Here is a 17,064-nt window from a genome sequence, read left to right as displayed (position 1 = left end):
ATGCTAATATAAGCATTCGTGTTTACTAAAAAAACATTCCTGAGGCAAAAAATGTTAACTTTTTTATTTGATTTTTAAAGCATTACAAATTTTAAACCTCTTAAAAATAATTCTTTTAAAAATTAAAATTAAGTTCCCTATGCGCTAACATTTCGTGCTGTTGTAAATTGACGCTGTAAAATTTAGCAGCTCTGTGCGAAACAGATTCTTCTTTTTCGTTTAAATCCTTTATCAAATCCATTTGCAATATCTTTCTCCTAAAATTCGATTTGTTGATTTCAATTCCCAGGATTTCTTCATAAAGATGCATGACTTGCAGCAAAGTAAATTTATCCGGCAGCAAGTTGAATCCAATGGCGCTTTGGCAAATATTCTTTCGTAATTCTTTTAAACTAAAATCTAAAATTACTTTATGTTTATCGTTTAACCCTGAAACTTCGTTAATGTTAACCCACGCTACATTTGGATTAAAGATTTCATCTTCTATATCTTCAATATCTCTTTTTACCATTGCATAATATCCTATCGAAATATCTTCCTGAGCAGAGGATGAAGATGGATATCCAAAAGCTTTCAATTGTTCGAGAAAGAAATTACCAACTCCAATGTACTTTTTTAAAATCTTCTGAGCTGTACCTGAAATAGTTTCGCCTTCTTTTATGTAATCATTAGCCAATTCAAAATTTATATTTCCCTGATTGTCTTTTTGTTTCACTAACAAAACTTTCAGACTTTCTTCGTCAAAATTAAATATCACACAATCAATTTCTATTTTGTTTGCAGTAGATTGACTGATGTTATTTTTTCCGCTTTCATCTCCTCTTTCCATCGAAAATAAAATTTAAACTATTACTACCATTTTCAAAAACAGAAATTTAATCTATTGATCTTCTTATCCCGTACGGATCGATTGTTACGATAGAACCATCTTCGGTATAATCAATTTTGGTTACTTTCATACTTCTTAAATGCGTTACGCCTTTTGACAAACTCGAATCATGGTAAAACAAATACCATTCATTGCCGACTTTACAAATAGAATGATGCGAAGTCCAGCCTACAACAGGATTCAGAATTCGTCCCTGATAAGTAAAAGGTCCATATGGACTATCCCCGATCGCGTAACAAATAAAATGTGTATCTCCGGTAGAATACGAGAAATAATATTTATCGTTGTATTTGTGTACCCACGAAGCTTCGAAAAAACGGCGATCGTTGTCGTTTGCTAACAAAAGCGCTCCGTTTTGATCCAAAATTTTAATTTCTTTTGGTTCTTCGGCAAATTCGAGCATATCATCTCTCAATAAGGCAACAATTGGCCCTAAAGCGGGTTCATTACCTGTCGGTTCTTCATGATCCTGATCGTATTTATTGTTTCGGTATTTTTGAAGTTGTCCTCCCCAAATTCCGCCAAAATAGATATAATGTTTACCATCTTCATCTTCAAAAACGGCCGGATCAATGCTGTAACTTCCTTTAATAGCATCTGCTTCCGGCATAAAAGGCCCTACCGGAGAATCGCTTACGGCAACACCAATCTGAAAAATTCCGTTGGCACGTTTTGCCGGGAAATACAAATAATACTTTCCGTCTTTGCTGGCTGCATCCGGCGCCCACATTTGTTTTTCGGCCCAGGCCACTTCATCTACATGCAGTGCAACACCATTGTCGATAGCTTCTGACTGAATATCTTCCATCGAAAAAACATGGTAATCTTCCATACCAAAATGATCGCCATTATCATTAAACGGAATCCCGGCATCGATATCATGCGAAGGATAAATATAAATTTTCCCGTTGAATACATGTGCTGACGGATCAGCCGTGTACATATGCGAAACTAAAGGCTTGGAAATGGCCAATTTATTAATTTGTTCAAAATTAATTTGTTCAATACTATCTTCAGGCATAGTCGTTTTTTAAGTTTTATTTTAAATAATTAAGTTCTTCTTTGTTTTAAATCGGCTTCTATCTGAACTTCCATTTTTTTATTGATTTTATAGAAAAACAATAAGGCAACCCCAACCAAAAATGGAATCGCAGGAAAAATACTCACCAATAATTTTATTCCGTTTATCGCTGTATGGGTTTGTGTTAACGAATTAGGGACATAATGAAAGTATCCTAAAAACAACGTTGTTAAAGATCCTCCAATACTTAAACCCGCTTTTAAACCTACCATCATCGCCGAAAAGATAATGGCTGTGGCGCGACGGTTATTGAGCCATTCTGAATAATCTGCAACATCAGCAATCATGGCCCAAAGAAGCGGAATTGTGATGCCATAAAAGAATCCGTGAAAGATTTGGGAGAAAAAGATCAACCCAATAGATGTAGGCGGAAAGAAATAAAATGCCATAATAAATAAGGTCGAAATGAATAAAAACAATCCGAAAATATTTCGTTTTCCGTATTTGTCGGCAAGGTTTTTAGACAATGTAATTCCTACGATCATAAAGATGATTCCGCCTGCATTAAACAATCCAAATCCTGCAGAGATGGGATCATTGCCAAAATGGTTTAATCCTATCTTTGATAATACATCTAAAATTGGCTGGATAAAAAGGGCCAATTGTTCTTTGTTGACATAATTCTCAAAATAATAAACATAAGCACCACCTTTCATGGCAAGCGTTATAAAAACCAATGTTGTTAGTGTCAACATGATTACCCACGGCTTATTTTTTATTAAATCTCCTAAGTCTTCTTTGATACTTGATTTTTGTTCCGGTTTAGGAATAATACGTTCTTTTGTTGTGAGAAAAGTAATAAGCAACATTATAGTACCAATAATTGCCAAAGCGGTCATTACTTTCTCGATACCAATTGCTTTATCGCCATTTCCGGCACTTTTGATGATCCCGAGCATAAAAACCTGAACAAAAAACTGCGCAAACATTACCGCTACAAAACGGTATGATGACAAACTGTTTCTTTCGCTCATATCGCCTGTAATTACTCCGCTTAAAGCCGAATAAGGCAAATTGTTACTGGCGTAAAAAAGCAATAATAATGTATAAGTAACAACGGCATAAATTACTTTTCCGTGATAAGAAAAATTAGGTGTCGAAAAAGCCAGTAAAGCAATAACTCCTAATGGTATTGCGGTAATTAAAATCCAAGGTCTGAATTTTCCCCATTTTGTGTTAGTTCTGTCTGCCAAAACCCCAATAATCGGATTAAAAATAAAGGCTGCAATTAACCCTACAACTAACATAATAATCGAAGAATCTGTAGGCGATAATCCGTAGATATCCGTATAAAAATAAGCCAGATACGTCATTAGGGTCTGAAACACTAAATTGGCTGCCAAGTCGCCTAAACTGTATCCGATTTTTTCCTTAATGGATAATTTTTGAGAAATGTAATTCATTATTGGTTTGTGGTTATTTTAGTTAGTTTAAAATCAAAATTGTTTTTTTTGACTTTATAATAATAAGAATTTATTTTATCATTTTTTGATTCAATTTATCTCTCTAATGCTTTAAAAATAAGTGTTATCAGATTTAAACAATCGGTTGTGTAAATTTAGCTAAAAAAACATATTATGCAAATTTAGTTTGCTTTATTTCATAAATATTTTTAAAAACAACCGATTGTAAAATATTCTGCAAAAAGGACTCCTTTTTCACTTCAAAAATTATTGTTTTACCTCTTTTAATTCCATTACGCTATCGTATGCTTTTTTAGGCTGCAGCTTTGTATCGAACAATAAAGGATAATTTGTTCTCCCTTTTATCGGCCAGTCATTCAACCACGATTGTCCATCGTGAACGCCCCAAAAAGTTACTCTGCTAATTTTGTCTTTATGTTTTAAGAACAACTTAAAAATATCTGCATAACGCTGCGCTAATTTTGTCTGAATGGAATCAGGAAGTGTTTTCGGATAAGGATTCATTTTTGGATTTCCTTCAAAATTCTGATTCACATCAGCGCCTTTTAAATCCCACGGATTCGGCAAAACAGTAATATCCAGTTCTGTAAAAGCCACTTTAACGCCAAGTGCCGAGTAAGCCAAAATACTTTTCTCAATTTCTTCTAATGACGGACTATTCAATTTCCAATGTCCCTGACTTCCTACTCCGTCAATTTTACCGCCGGCCGCTTTGATCTTTTTTACCAGTCTAATTACGCCTTCTCTTTTTGCAGGTTCTTCAAGATTATAATCGTTATAATACAAATCGACTTTTGGATCTGCCGCTGCTGCTAATTTAAATGCATCGATTAAATAATTTTCGCCAGCCGTATTCAGGAAAACTGATAATCTTAAGGTTCCATCTTCGTTTAAAGCTTCATTAACCACATCCCACGAATTGATTCTTCCTTTGTATTTAGAAACAATGGTTGTGATGTGATCTTTCATAAAAGCTTTCATCTCAGTACTGTCCTTAATTTTTTCCATCCATGGCGCAAGCTGACTGTGCCAAATCAAGGTATGTCCGTGAATAAACATTTTGTTTTTTTCTCCAAATGCTACAAATTTATCGGTTAAAGTAAAATCGTATTTGTTTTTTTCAGGATGTATAAACATCGATTTCATAATATTTTCGGCCGTAATTGCATTGAATTGTTTACAAATCAGCGAATCTTCTTTAGCATCTTTTTCTTCAATTTGACTGGCGCTTAAAGCTGTTCCAATATAAAAATCATCTTTATAACTGTTTTTTAAAGAAACAGATACTTCATTCTTTTTTATATCACAACTGCCTAAAATCATCAGCGTAATCAAGGGCAAACAATGGTTAATAAATTTCATATATTTTGGTTTAATAGTTAATAGTTATTTTTTTTGAAAGCTTTCCGGCGAACCTAAATAGTTTTCTAATAATTGCCCCGTTTCGGTTTCAATTACAATTTTCTGAAGCACTAAAGCAGGATCTATTCCGTAAATTTTCAATACATGATTTCCGGCATTCTCAATTGTATGCGAAGAAGTTATTATTTTGATATTATCAGCAACGAACTTATTCCAATTTCTCTCAGAATCATCTCCATTCAGGTTCATGATTTGAGGTTTTTCAGCATCAAAAGAAACTCCATATTTCAATCCGTCACCCATTCTAAAATTAATTGTTGGCGAAAAATAAGCATTAACTTTTACCTTTCCTTTACTAAAAAAATGAACTTCATATTCTAATCTTGGCGATTGTTCTGAAATTGTAATAGCAGAAAAATCAGAAGGTTTTAAAGTAACTCCGGATGCTGTTTTCCCGATATTCGGAATCGTCGTCCATTGTACTTTATTTTCATGAATTGACTTTGAATAATTTTGGGCATCAATACTTATAATTCCATTACTTTCAACAAATCCCTTAACGTCATTCAATTCTACGTTCTTACCATTTAAAATAATATCAAACTTTTGCTTGTTTGCAGTAACCACAATTTTACTTTTAAAATTTCCTTTAGGCGCTTTTTGCCAATCGATAGTAATTACAATTCTTTCTTCTTCAGTAATTGTTCCGCTTACTTTGGACAATTTAATCCATTCATTTTTAGAATCGATTTTAAAATCAAAAGGTTTCAGTCCGCGATTAAACAAATCGATATAAGTTGTGGTATAACCAAAAGAATTTAAAGTCGGTAAAATAATTTCCTGTTTGTTATTTGTCCAATAATTTTCAGAACCTTCAATTGCAACACCTGCCTCAGACTTATTGGGCAACTCAATAACTTTTGTTTGCGGAATAACATTTGTTTTAGGTTCCTGCCATGAAGTATAACCAATATGTGTTTGCGCCATCATATGATTCCATTTGCCATTGGCCAATTGTGTATGATAATAATGGGTCAGCAAACTGTCTTTCTCAAAAAATGATTTTACTTGTTTCGCATATTCATTTGCCGAAGCTCTTCCCTGATTCGCATACAACTGATTTTTTGCCGTCGCCACATACAATTCATTCAAATTAGAACTTGCCAAAACAGGAAACAAAACCAACTGATAAAAGGCATCTTTATATTCCGGCTGCAACTGATCATTAATTTGATTGGCTTTGTCAACCAGTTTTTTATAATCCTGCAAAACATTTTCGGCTTCGTTATAATTTACAATGCTATACGTTTTATCGTTAAGCAATTCAGGCTTTCTTCGCGAATTGTATTTGGTGTACAATTTTAAAATTTGCGCAATATCCTCCGCGTTTTGATTTCCAAAGTTTTCCTTTGCCCAATCTGTGTAATACTGATCTAAATTATTTGCATCAAAAGCTTCCGGATTCCAGGCCATATCCAGAAAAAACTCAATCGGAAATTCCATTGGTTTAATGTCACCAACATTTACAATCCATATTTTATCAACGCCATGCTGATAAGCCAGATCCATTTGTTCCCACGTACGTTCAATTTGATTCGTATTAATCCATTTATAATTTCTTGGGCCTCCAACATAATCGTAATGGTAATAAATGCCATAACCGCCTTTTCTTGGCTTTGCATCAAGCTCTGTTAATTTCCTGATATTTCCCCAATTGTCATCGCACAATAAAAGCGTAATATCGTCCGGAACACGCATTCCTTTGTCGTAATAATCCTGAACCTCTTTGTAAAGCGCCCACATTTGCGGCGTTTCTTCAATAGGTTTTTTGGTTACTTCTGTAATAATATTTCGTTGTGTTTTTACGATATTTTCTAATAAATCAATCGCCGTTCCCTCCGTCATTGGCTCATCGCCATCCCCACGCATTCCAACTGTTACAATACTTTCCTTATTACCCATTCTCTTCATTCCGTCTTTCCAAAACGAAATCAAATTCTCAGAATTGGTACTAAAATCCCATTTTCCTTTTCCTAAAGCCGACCATTCTGCATGCGCTCTCGTTAAAGGTTCGTGGTGCGAAGTTCCCATTACAATTCCGTAGTCATCTGCTAAAACAGCATTCTGAGGATCATTAACATAAAACATTCTTCCCCACATCGATGGCCACAAATAATTGCCTTTCATTCTTAAAATCAGTTCAAAAACCTTATCATAGAATTTAGCATTAAATCCTCCATATTTTTCAAAAGCCCAGCCCGATAATGCCGGAGCTTCGTCGTTGATAAAAATGCCACGGTATTTTACTTTTGGTTCCTCTTTAGTATGAATGCCAGGCAAAACATGCAATTCCGATTGTTTCTGAATCGGTACATCTGCCCAAAAATACCACGGAGAAACTCCTATTTGATAAGATAAATCATAGATTCCGTAAATAGTTCCGCGTTTATCAGATCCCGCAATTACCAATGCTTTTTTAACGCCTTTTACAGGATTATCCACAATTTGAGTAATGAATTTTTCCCATTTTCCTATAAGTTGATTAGCGTCGATTTTGCCTTCTTTAACTAATTTGTCGATGATGTCACTTTTGCCTAAAGTTCCAATAATAATGACATAATCTGCTGCTTCTGAAATTGTATTAATTTGTTTTGGATGCAAATTGGAAACCTGAAAAATATCTTTTTTTAAATGTTCTGTAACGCGCAAAACTCCTGAAAAATCATTTTTACTTACTAAAACTGAAGCTGCTTTTCCGTTTGAAGCCAAAGGGAAATTTTCGGCGGAAGCCTGATTTACAACATATTTTTCCGGATTTATTGCGTACGATTTTGCGCTTAATCCGATAAGGAAAAAGAATAAAATTGTATGGAACATTTTACATTTTAAACTCATAGAATCGTAGATTTTTTTTGTCTCTAAAGACGTTTTATTTGTTTCAATAGAAATAGTTTTCGAATGTTAGAACAACTTCGCCAAGTTTTACAAATTCAGTTTATAGGCAATTCCCATTTCTAATCCTCGTAATTCAGCAAGACCTTTTAATCTTCCTACCAAAGAATATCCGGGATATGTTTCTTTTGTTTCATCAACTGAATGCAGAAAACCATGATCGGGACGCATTGGCAAACTCACATTTGTTTTGTTCATTAACAGAAGTAATTTCTCCACTATAACTTCCATTTTAGTATCCCCTTTCAAATGTTCCGATTCTCTAAAAATGGTTTCGCTTTCGCGGAAAGTATTTCGGAGATGCAAAAAGTGAATTCGTTCTCCATAATCATCTATAATTCTCTCGAGATTATTATCCGGATTTGCGCCTAAAGAACCGGTGCAATAGCATAAACCATTTAGATTAAACGGAATAGCCTCAAAAATTGCTTTCAGATCTTCTTCGGTAGAAACTATTCGGGGTAAACCCAAAACCGAAAATGGCGGATCATCAGGATGAATCGCTAATTTTGCCCTATATTCTGAAGCTGTTGGAGCTATTTCTGATAAAAAATGAATAAGATTTTCTCTAAGTTTATTATTATCAATATCAGCGTAATGATCAAGCAATGAAAGGATTTGTTCTGCCGTAAAATTGATTTTACTTCCCGGCAATCCTAGCAGTACGTTTTTAAAAAGTAATGCTTTTTCATCTTCTGAAAGCTGGTTACCAAATTTCACTGCATTTTCTTTCTCTGTTGGCGTATAATCGCTTTCAGCATTGGGTCTTTTTAAAAGAAAAACATCAAAATAAGTAAATGCATCCTGATTGTACAACAAGGCTTTACTACCGTCCTGATTGATAAAATTATGATCTGTTCGAACCCAGTCTAAAATAGGCATGAAATTATATGTGATAATTTTAATACCACAATTTGACAAATTCTTGATACTGATTTTATAGTTTTCAATGTATTGAACGTAATTTCCGCTCGCTCTTTTTATCTCTTCATGAACCGGCAAACTTTCTACGACCGTCCATTCTAAACCTGCCTCATTAATTAGCTGTTGTCTTTCTTTAATATCAGCTACTTCCCAAACATCGCCCACCGGAATTTGATGCAAAGCAGTTACAATTCCGGTTGCTCCTGCTTGTTTAATATCCATCAGACTCACATTGTCGTTTGGTCCAAACCAACGCATCGTTTGTTGCATTTTGATCATAATAATTGTAATTTAAAATCCGATACTATTCCCGCCATCAACAGGCAAAATAGTTCCTGTGGTAAATTTAGATTCGTTTGATGCAAAGTAAAATACTGCATCAGCAATATCAGATGGCTCTCCCAAAATTCCCATTGGAGTCCTGCCCAATACTTTATTTTTTCTCTCGGGATCACTGTCCAGGGCTTTTGCTGACATTTTGGTTTTGATAAAACCGGGAGCCACACAATTGACACGAATGCCAAACGGAGCCAACTCTACCGCCATCGCTCTAGTCATAGATTCAATTGCACCTTTGCTGGCCGAATATGCAATTACTTTAGGAATTCCATATTGTGATGCCATCGAACTAATGTTCACGATATTTCCGCCGTTATTTTCTTTCATGTTTTTTACAACAGCTTTACTCACCGCAAAAACACTCAAAAGATTGGTATGAATTATCGATAGAAAATCTTCATCAGTTACCTCTAGAAATTCTTTTTTTAGATTGATTCCCGCATTGTTTACCAAAATATCGATCGAATTATTTTGGGTAATACTTTCAATCATGGCCGGAATTCCTGCAATATCATTCAAATCAAATAAAACCGGAATTGCATTTGCTCCAATTTCTCTACAAGCCTCTTCCGTTTTTTCTTTTGATCTGCCAATGATATAGGTTTTAATGCCGTTATCACATAATTTCTTTGCTGTTGCAAAACCTAAACCTGAATTTCCTCCGGTTACAATTGCCGTTTTTGTACTCATGCTTTATTATTTTGTATGATTAATTTCCTAGTGCAAAGGGAAATTTTAATGATTTAAAATACTCTAATGTTTGTGTTGGTTTTTCTACTCCTGCTGGCAATTCTTTACCCGAATATTGCTGAAAATACAACAAACACGCATCCCGCCACCATTTTGCTTCTTTATATTGAATTCCCAATAGCATCTGAACTTCTTTAAAACGTTCTTCATCCAAATATTTCTCAGCATTATTCCAGGTATTTTGCATTTCATGAACCTCATTTACACCTTCCTGATATTTTAAAGCCATTCCGTTCCAGAGCGTTTGTCCGTTTTTCAATTTATAATCCCACGAAACATGATGAAACCACAGTAAATCTTGCTCGGGACAAGTTTCACTATTATCAAAAATCTTTTCGACTTGTGGTGCATATTGGGCAGTAGCATTGGTTCCTGTTTTAGAACGGTCGAAACCAATTCCGTTTTTATCCGCTTTATGATAATAAGTCGGATTCCATTCTGGTCTGGATAAATTACTTACCCACGGTCCCGGGCCATAATGATGTCCTGTATCCATAATATGATGCAAACCAAGCGGCGTCATATAATCGACTACAGTTTCTCGCGATTGCAACATCATTTTTTTTACGGGTTTAATAAAATTTTCATTGTTTGAAAAAGTCGATCGCAACCATTCATCAGCAATAACTCCGGTATCCAAATACGGATCCCACGCCAATCTTCCAAAGCCGTACCAATTGGCTTGTGCAAAAGGATGTCCTGTCCAGTTAAGATCATTTCCTATATTGGCAACGCCCGCAATTCCGCTAAGTTTGTTTTTATACAAAGATCCATCCACGACTTTTGCTACCGTCGAACCTTTTCCTGCCTGATAAGTATCTGCTTCTAAAACTTCCTGAAATAATTTTGGTAAATAAACCAAATGCGTACTAAAACCTAAATATTCCTGAGTAATCTGAAACTCCATCATTATTGGCGTTTTTTTCATGGCACCAAAAAGCGGATGAAAAGGTTCTCTGGGCTGAAAATCGATTGCCCCATTTTTTACCTGAACAATTACATTGTCCTTAAATTTGCCATCGTACGGCTGAAATTCGGCGTAAGCCTGCTTGGCGCGATCATTTGCATCATGTTCTGAATATACAAAAGCCCGCCACATAATTACACCTCCAAAAGGCGCTACGACATCTGCCAGCATATTAGCTCCATCAACATGATCCCTGCCATAATTTTGTGGCCCCGGTTGTCCTTCTGAATTTGCTTTTACCAGAAATCCTCCAAAATCAGGAATTCTTTTATAGATTTCTTTTGCTTTATCTTTCCACCAATTCGCTACAGCAATATCTTGTGGATCAGCTGTTTTTAATCCACCAATTTCTATTGGCGCCGAAAAACGAGCCGTTAAATATACTTTTATTCCATAAGGTCTGAATACGTTCGCCAAAGCCTCCACTTTCTCTAAATATTGAGGCGTCAATATCAAAGCATTTGCATTGACATTCGTTAAAACCGTTCCGTTAATGCCTATTGAAGCATTGGCTCTCGCATAATCAATATAGCGCTGATCAATAAAATCAGGTAATTTTTGCCAGTTCCATAAAGAAAAACCGGCATAACCACGTTCTACGGTTCGGTCTAAATTATCCCAATGATTTAAAATTCTAATATTAGTTTTTGGAGAATCAGCAATGCTTAAATTTTTGATTGATTTATTAGTTTGAAGTAATCGCAGAAAATGATAAACACCGTATAAAACCGCGACGTCATTTTTTCCTGTAATAACAATCTGTTTTTTATTTTTTAATGAGATCGATTTAATAATAAAACCTTCTTCGTTGATTGCATTAAAATCAACCTGAATCGTTTTTAAAAGTTCTGAATTTAAAGCGGATTTAGCACCTACAATGACATTATTGCTTCCTTCAAACTTTGACTTTACCTCAATTTTATTGCCCAACATATTGTTCAGACCAAGTTCTAATTCTTTTAATGCAATTTTTGAGGTTTCTGAACTTCCAAAAGAAACAATTCCTTTTATCTCAGCATGATATTCCTGAGCCATTTGGGAGTTTGAAATTTGATCATATTGAAGCCATAATTTATAATCCTTTTGAGCAAAAGCTGAAAAGGAAATTAAAAGAAAACAGAAAACAATTTTTAATGAAGTCATTTACTTTTTATTTTTAAAATTCTCATTAGAAAGAATCAATGTTTTGCACCATAATAAAAGTATTTGATAAAATTTTAATCTAAAAAATACATTATTACAAATAAAACAATTATTGCAATCGGTTGCGTAAAAATATAGGATTGTTATTTAAGAAAAAAATTTTAGCTCTCTTTTTTTCTTAAAAATTAATTTTCTAACAAATAAAAGCAGGATAATTAAAAAAACTATCCTGCTTTAACGGGGTCGAATTCAGAATTCAGATGATGAAATTCCAAACCTTTCTATTTCAATTTTATCGCTTATAATAAGCCACAATACTTGCTTTTGCCAATGTTTGATTCCAAAGATTAAAACCTACAACAGCAGGATTTGTATTGGCATCGGTACCTAATTTATCTGTTTTAAGAGCATAAACCGTTATGATATATTGATGAAATCCATGTCCTACAGGCGGGCAAGGGCCTCCAAAACCTTTAATTCCGTAATCTGTAATACTTTGAATGGCTCCTTTTGGGATTAAATTGTTTTTAGTTCCCGCATTGGTCACCAATTCAGTAACATTTGCCGGGATATCAAAAACAATCCAATGCCAGAATCCGCTTCCGGTTGGCGCATCAGGATCGTACATGGTTATGGCAAAACTTTTGGTTCCTTCGGGCGCGTTTTTCCAGGATAATTCAGGAGATTGATTTTCTCCCGAACAGCCAAATCCGTTAAATTCCTGAATTTTAGAAGCCTCACCTCCAAGATCCTTACTCGTTAATGTAAATGTCTTTTGTGCAAAGATTGCACTTGTGAATAATAAGGATAGTACTAAAATTAAATTTACCTTTTTCATTGTATTTGTTTTAAAATTTTAAACAAATTTAGATGCGGTAAGGCAAAAGAAACTTTAGAGAAAGGATCAAAAAGTATTGCTAAAAGCTCAATTTTTCTGGTGGTGTTTTGGCGTTACGCCATACTTTGATTTATACGCCTGAGTAAAACTCGACAAATTTTCGTAACCAACTTCAAAATAAACTTCAGAAGGATTTTTTTGCTTTTGCTGCAACAGGAAATGAGCAAATTCCAATCTTTTATTTTGAAACCATTTTATAGGAGATTCTGAATAATGTTTCTCAAATTCTCTTTTAAATGTAGACACACTCATATTGCACAAAAAAGCCAATTCTTTTAAAGTTAATTTATTAAGATGGCTATTTTCGATGACCTGAATAAACTTTTGCGTATTATTATCACCATTTACAGATAAAGAATAAAGAAAATCAGTTCCGTGCTTTTCGACCAGATAAAGCATTATTTCCTCCAGTTTAACTTCCAATATTTTATTCTGAAGATTTTTTGAAAGTTTCGAAAGATCTACCAAACTGTCCACAAAGCGCTTTAGAAATTCATCATACTTAAAAGCAAAAACAGATTGATATCCTTTTGATTCGATTTTTTCCAATTCGATTTTTCGAATGAATTTTGACACCATTTCATTAGAAAAAAACAAAAGCACGCTTCGATAATTCGATACTTCAGATAATTTTTCGGTCATCAGACAATTTCCGGATTTCATAACCAGAAATTGAGAATCATCGATTGATAAAGCCGAATTATCAAAAACAACCTCTTTAGTTCCTTCAATAAGAAAACTAAATGTGTTTTGATTTAAAATGATTTGCTGTTTAGAAACTCCTCTCGAACTGCTGTAATCAAAAACCTGAACAGCGAGCGAGTTTTCTAAATTCAATTCATCAGGAATTGTAATGGTGTGCATATTATTGTTTCGATAACGTCTCTAAAGATTTCTTTTTATCCGAAGATTCTCTGGCAAGTACCTCTGTATTTAAAAAAGTAATTTCTTTGGCATCGTCACTTTTTTGAGATTTCAAATTTTTGATGATAATTTCAGCGGCCGCTTTTCCCATTTTCTCAGCAGGATGGGTAATTGTCGAAATATTAGGATCGATAATCTGAGAAATCGGATCGTTGTTAAAACCAATAATAGCGATTTCATCCGGAACTTTTATTCCTCGTTTTTTAGCGGTTTGAACCGCACTCACGGCAATAATATCTCCCGGAGCAAAAAGTCCATCCGGAATTGGATCCAGGTCAAACAACTGATTGCTGGCCTTTACTCCTTCTTCATAAGTAACTGATTTCAAATTAATAATCAATTCTTCATCAATTGGCAAATTATGATCTTTTAAGGCTTCTATATAACCTCTTTTTCTTTCGTTATATAAATTTCCAAATTCTGATCCCGCAGTTAAATGCGCAATACGAATACAACCTTGTTCGATAAGATGTTTTGTCGCCTTGTAACCCGCAGTATAATTATCAATCACAACTCTAAAAGTATTGTAATCCTTAGGAACCCTGTCGACAAATACGAGAGGAATATTATTATTAGAAAATTGCTGAAAATGCGCAGTATCTCTCGTTTCCATCGCCAATGAACAGATAACACCACTTACACGATTACTATACAATGATTTAGCCATATTAACTTCTTCATAATAAGAATCATGCGATTGCATAATAATGACCGTATAATCTGATTTTTGAGCGGTAATTTCGATACCGCTAATCAAAGAAGACAAAAAGGGCTGCGTAACAGTGGGAATTAAAACGCCTATTGTTTTTGTTTTATTTCCACGCAAACCTGCAGCCAGAGTATTGGGAACAAAACCCATTTCTTCAGCTGTTTTTTTTACTTTCTTTATCGTTTTATCACTTATAGTGTGATGATCCTTTAAAGCACGTGAAATAGTTGATGTAGCAAGATTTAATCGCTCAGCAATATCGTAAATCGTTACATGTTTATTTTCTTCCATGAAATCAATAATATGAAATGTAAATATAAACTATTTTACGACAAGATAATCCATCTCAAAAAAAGCAGTTTTTAAACAAAAAAATGCCCTTGCATTACTTTACTACTAAATAGCAATATAACACAAAGGCATTTTGATAAACATACCACTTTTTATTTATTCTTTTTATCTTTTAAGATCTTACCGTCTTTGGTAAACTCCAAATCGATATTGTTTGTTAAGTCGACATCAAGATCCTTGTGTCCATAATCGATATGAGTAATTTTTTCGTTTGGATGATTTTTTGCCACATAATCTTTTACAGCTGCTGGAATAAATGCCGTTGGAATCGGATTTTTACCGCCATCTACTTCTCGATACGAACCGTCTTTCCAAAACTCTATTTCCGTTCCGTCTTTCAGTTTTACTTCATATCCTTTTTCACCGTGCTCAGCATCTTTTTTTACTACATCTATAGCGCTATTGCTAAAGTGTTTTTTCAAAAAATCCTGTGCCTGTTTTGGCAATTCAGTTAATTCAATTTTCTTCTGTGCACTGGCCGAAATTACAAATCCCAGTAATAAGACAGCCATTATAAATATCTTTTTCATGATTTTAATATTTAAAATTGGTAATTTTCTTTCACTAATTTACAATAACCAAAAACACATTCAAATCAATTTAAGAAAGCTTTATTATTTTAAAAATAAGTTTTCTTATATTGTAACTCATTACATTTAAAAAAGTTATGACAGATTCTATTGCAATAAAAGTGGCTACTATTAATGATTTAGACGGAATAATAAAACTCCAGACGGCCAATCAAGCTTCTCAGGGCGGCACATTATCAGGAGGTTTAACAGCAAATCAAATTCAGGAAATGATGACGGATATGCCTCAAATTGTCGCTATTGCAAACAACGAAATTGTCGGTTTTTTATTGACTACCTCACAAACTGTAAATAATAATCGTAAAGTTCCTATTGTCGATGCGATGTCTGCTTCTTACAAAGGTTCTGCAGATTCCTATATTTACGGACCAATTTGTGTAAGCCAAACCCAACGCGGAAAAGGATTAGCACAACTTATGTTTCAGAAACTCTTAAAATTAGAACCTAATCGCGAAGGAATTTTATTTATCAAAAGCGATAATATAGCCTCACTAAAAGCGCATGAAAAAATGGGAATGCATAAAGTAAGTAGCTTTCATTTTAATAATGCCGATTTTGATGTGTATGCCTATTTATCTCAACCTAAAGAAGATAATAATTTATAAAACTTAAATAAAAACACATGCGTTATCTATTCCTTGTAATTGTCGCTTTTATAGCTATTTCCTGCAAAAATGAAACAAAATCTACAACACTTTCCAGCTATTTCACTTATCAGGAAAATAACGAAGTAGAATCAGCAGGTGTAAAAATGATTCCGATACAAACTCCTTTGGGAGAATTTAAAGTATGGACAAAACGTTTTGGCAACAATCCTAAAATTAAGATCTTATTATTACACGGAGGCCCAGCCATGACGCATGAATATATGGAATGTTTTGAAACCTTCTTTCAACGCGAAGGATTTGAATTTTATGAATACGATCAATTAGGATCTTATTATAGCGATCAGCCACAAGACAGCAGTTTATGGACAACCGAACGTTTTGTAGAAGAAGTTGAACAAGTACGTAAAGTCATTGGAGCTGATAAAAACAATTTTTATGTATTAGGAAATTCGTGGGGCGGAATTCTCGCTATGGAATATGCACTAAAATACCAACAAAACATGAAAGGTTTATTGGTAGCAAACATGATGGCCAGCGCCCCGGATTATGGAAAATATGCTGATGAAGTACTAGCCAAACAAATGAAACCTGAAGTTTTAGCAGAAATCAGAGCACTTGAAGCCAAAAAAGACTTTAGTAATCCGCGTTATATGGAGTTGCTCATTCCGAACTATTACCAACAACATTTATGTCGCTTAAAAGAATGGCCAGACGGATTAAATCGCGCCAGCAAACACATCAATAATGAAATTTATACCATAATGCAAGGTCCAAGTGAATTCGGTATCAGCGGCCGCCTAGCCAAATGGGATATTAAAAATCGCTTGCATGAAATTTCGATTCCAACATTAATGATTGGAGCCAAATACGACACCATGGATCCAAAAGCCATGGAAGAACAAAGTAAATTAGTTAAAAAAGGAAGATATTTATACTGCCCAAACGGAAGTCACCTCGCTATGTGGGACGATCAAAAAGTGTTTATGAATGGTGTAATTCAATTCATAAATAATGTTAATTTAGAAAAAATATAATTTTTACATAACAAAAAACCTATATAAGAGACTTAAATTAATAACAAATAAAAATTATTTGGGCGTTTCCCTACGGGCCGGGCTGTCCGCTAAATCTTTTGCGAGAGAGATTTTAGGGT

14 protein-coding genes are annotated in these 17,064 nt (G+C 34.3%); 2 read left to right on the top strand and 12 right to left on the bottom strand.

What is annotated here, in order from left to right; genetic code table 11:
• Nucleotides 1–115: 115 nt before the first annotated feature.
• The 12 genes from L0669_RS10540 to L0669_RS10485 all read right to left on the bottom strand — a co-directional run bounded on the left by L0669_RS10540 (nt 116) and on the right by L0669_RS10485 (nt 15,243).
• The gene (locus L0669_RS10540) at nt 116–829 is read right to left on the bottom strand and encodes an NUDIX hydrolase (protein WP_263763294.1); all 714 of its coding nucleotides are present in this window, start codon (nt 827–829) and stop codon (nt 116–118) included.
• A gap of 46 nt (nt 830–875) precedes the next feature.
• Entirely contained in the window at nt 876–1,910 is a 1,035-nt protein-coding gene (locus tag L0669_RS10535) for a glycoside hydrolase family 43 protein (protein ID WP_263763292.1), read from the bottom strand.
• A gap of 29 nt (nt 1,911–1,939) precedes the next feature.
• Nucleotides 1,940–3,373, bottom strand: coding sequence for an MFS transporter (locus L0669_RS10530; RefSeq protein WP_263763290.1), 1,434 nt, complete (start codon nt 3,371–3,373; stop codon nt 1,940–1,942).
• A 267-nt stretch (nt 3,374–3,640) separates the two neighbouring features.
• Nucleotides 3,641–4,756 (bottom strand): endo-1,4-beta-xylanase, encoded by a 1,116-nt coding sequence (locus L0669_RS10525; RefSeq protein ID WP_263763288.1) that lies wholly within the window; start codon nt 4,754–4,756, stop codon nt 3,641–3,643.
• Nucleotides 4,757–4,780: 24 nt separating this feature from the next.
• Complete coding sequence (locus L0669_RS10520; RefSeq protein WP_263763286.1) at nt 4,781–7,633, bottom strand: glycosyl hydrolase 115 family protein; 2,853 nt, start codon at nt 7,631–7,633, stop codon at nt 4,781–4,783.
• 105 nt (nt 7,634–7,738) lie between these two features.
• On the bottom strand, nt 7,739–8,902 hold the full coding sequence (uxuA, locus tag L0669_RS10515) for a mannonate dehydratase (protein ID WP_263763934.1): 1,164 nt from the start codon (nt 8,900–8,902) through the stop codon (nt 7,739–7,741).
• A 21-nt stretch (nt 8,903–8,923) separates the two neighbouring features.
• Nucleotides 8,924–9,661: an SDR family NAD(P)-dependent oxidoreductase gene (locus L0669_RS10510; protein WP_263763284.1), complete on the bottom strand. Its 738-nt coding sequence runs from the start codon at nt 9,659–9,661 to the stop codon at nt 8,924–8,926.
• Nucleotides 9,662–9,680: 19 nt separating this feature from the next.
• Nucleotides 9,681–11,831 (bottom strand): alpha-glucuronidase family glycosyl hydrolase, encoded by a 2,151-nt coding sequence (locus tag L0669_RS10505; RefSeq protein ID WP_263763282.1) that lies wholly within the window; start codon nt 11,829–11,831, stop codon nt 9,681–9,683.
• A 292-nt stretch (nt 11,832–12,123) separates the two neighbouring features.
• The gene (locus L0669_RS10500) at nt 12,124–12,669 is read right to left on the bottom strand and encodes a YbhB/YbcL family Raf kinase inhibitor-like protein (RefSeq protein ID WP_263763280.1); all 546 of its coding nucleotides are present in this window, start codon (nt 12,667–12,669) and stop codon (nt 12,124–12,126) included.
• An 87-nt stretch (nt 12,670–12,756) separates the two neighbouring features.
• Nucleotides 12,757–13,593 (bottom strand): helix-turn-helix domain-containing protein, encoded by an 837-nt coding sequence (locus L0669_RS10495; protein ID WP_263763278.1) that lies wholly within the window; start codon nt 13,591–13,593, stop codon nt 12,757–12,759.
• A gap of 1 nt (nt 13,594) precedes the next feature.
• Nucleotides 13,595–14,653 carry a LacI family DNA-binding transcriptional regulator gene (locus L0669_RS10490; RefSeq protein WP_263763276.1) on the bottom strand — a complete coding sequence of 353 codons (1,059 nt, stop codon included), beginning with the start codon at nt 14,651–14,653 and terminating at the stop codon, nt 13,595–13,597.
• A 152-nt stretch (nt 14,654–14,805) separates the two neighbouring features.
• Entirely contained in the window at nt 14,806–15,243 is a 438-nt protein-coding gene (locus L0669_RS10485) for a PepSY-like domain-containing protein (RefSeq protein WP_263763274.1), read from the bottom strand.
• Nucleotides 15,244–15,380: 137 nt separating this feature from the next.
• Here L0669_RS10485 and L0669_RS10480 point away from each other — a divergent pair, with 137 nt between their 5' ends.
• Complete coding sequence (locus tag L0669_RS10480; RefSeq protein WP_263763272.1) at nt 15,381–15,908, top strand: GNAT family N-acetyltransferase; 528 nt, start codon at nt 15,381–15,383, stop codon at nt 15,906–15,908.
• A 17-nt stretch (nt 15,909–15,925) separates the two neighbouring features.
• Nucleotides 15,926–16,945, top strand: a complete 1,020-nt coding sequence (locus L0669_RS10475; protein ID WP_263763270.1) for a proline-specific peptidase family protein — start codon at nt 15,926–15,928, stop codon at nt 16,943–16,945.
• The last annotated feature ends 119 nt before the right edge of the window (nt 16,946–17,064 follow it).

The organism is Flavobacterium bizetiae (assembly GCF_024271895.1).
Lineage (GTDB): Bacteria > Bacteroidota > Bacteroidia > Flavobacteriales > Flavobacteriaceae > Flavobacterium > Flavobacterium bizetiae.
The sequence above is the reverse complement of the archived record's forward strand: the minus strand, read 5'-3'. Positions and strand labels throughout refer to the sequence as shown.

Coding starts and splice junctions, on each gene's coding strand:
- L0669_RS10540 (WP_263763294.1), bottom strand. CDS start 829: ATGGAAAGAGGAGATGAAAGCGGAAAAAATAACATCAGTCAATCTACT.
- L0669_RS10535 (WP_263763292.1), bottom strand. CDS start 1,910: ATGCCTGAAGATAGTATTGAACAAATTAATTTTGAACAAATTAATAAA.
- L0669_RS10530 (WP_263763290.1), bottom strand. CDS start 3,373: ATGAATTACATTTCTCAAAAATTATCCATTAAGGAAAAAATCGGATAC.
- L0669_RS10525 (WP_263763288.1), bottom strand. CDS start 4,756: ATGAAATTTATTAACCATTGTTTGCCCTTGATTACGCTGATGATTTTA.
- L0669_RS10520 (WP_263763286.1), bottom strand. CDS start 7,633: ATGTTCCATACAATTTTATTCTTTTTCCTTATCGGATTAAGCGCAAAA.
- uxuA (WP_263763934.1), bottom strand. CDS start 8,902: ATGCAACAAACGATGCGTTGGTTTGGACCAAACGACAATGTGAGTCTG.
- L0669_RS10510 (WP_263763284.1), bottom strand. CDS start 9,661: ATGAGTACAAAAACGGCAATTGTAACCGGAGGAAATTCAGGTTTAGGT.
- L0669_RS10505 (WP_263763282.1), bottom strand. CDS start 11,831: ATGACTTCATTAAAAATTGTTTTCTGTTTTCTTTTAATTTCCTTTTCA.
- L0669_RS10500 (WP_263763280.1), bottom strand. CDS start 12,669: ATGAAAAAGGTAAATTTAATTTTAGTACTATCCTTATTATTCACAAGT.
- L0669_RS10495 (WP_263763278.1), bottom strand. CDS start 13,593: ATGCACACCATTACAATTCCTGATGAATTGAATTTAGAAAACTCGCTC.
- L0669_RS10490 (WP_263763276.1), bottom strand. CDS start 14,653: ATGGAAGAAAATAAACATGTAACGATTTACGATATTGCTGAGCGATTA.
- L0669_RS10485 (WP_263763274.1), bottom strand. CDS start 15,243: ATGAAAAAGATATTTATAATGGCTGTCTTATTACTGGGATTTGTAATT.
- L0669_RS10480 (WP_263763272.1), top strand. CDS start 15,381: ATGACAGATTCTATTGCAATAAAAGTGGCTACTATTAATGATTTAGAC.
- L0669_RS10475 (WP_263763270.1), top strand. CDS start 15,926: ATGCGTTATCTATTCCTTGTAATTGTCGCTTTTATAGCTATTTCCTGC.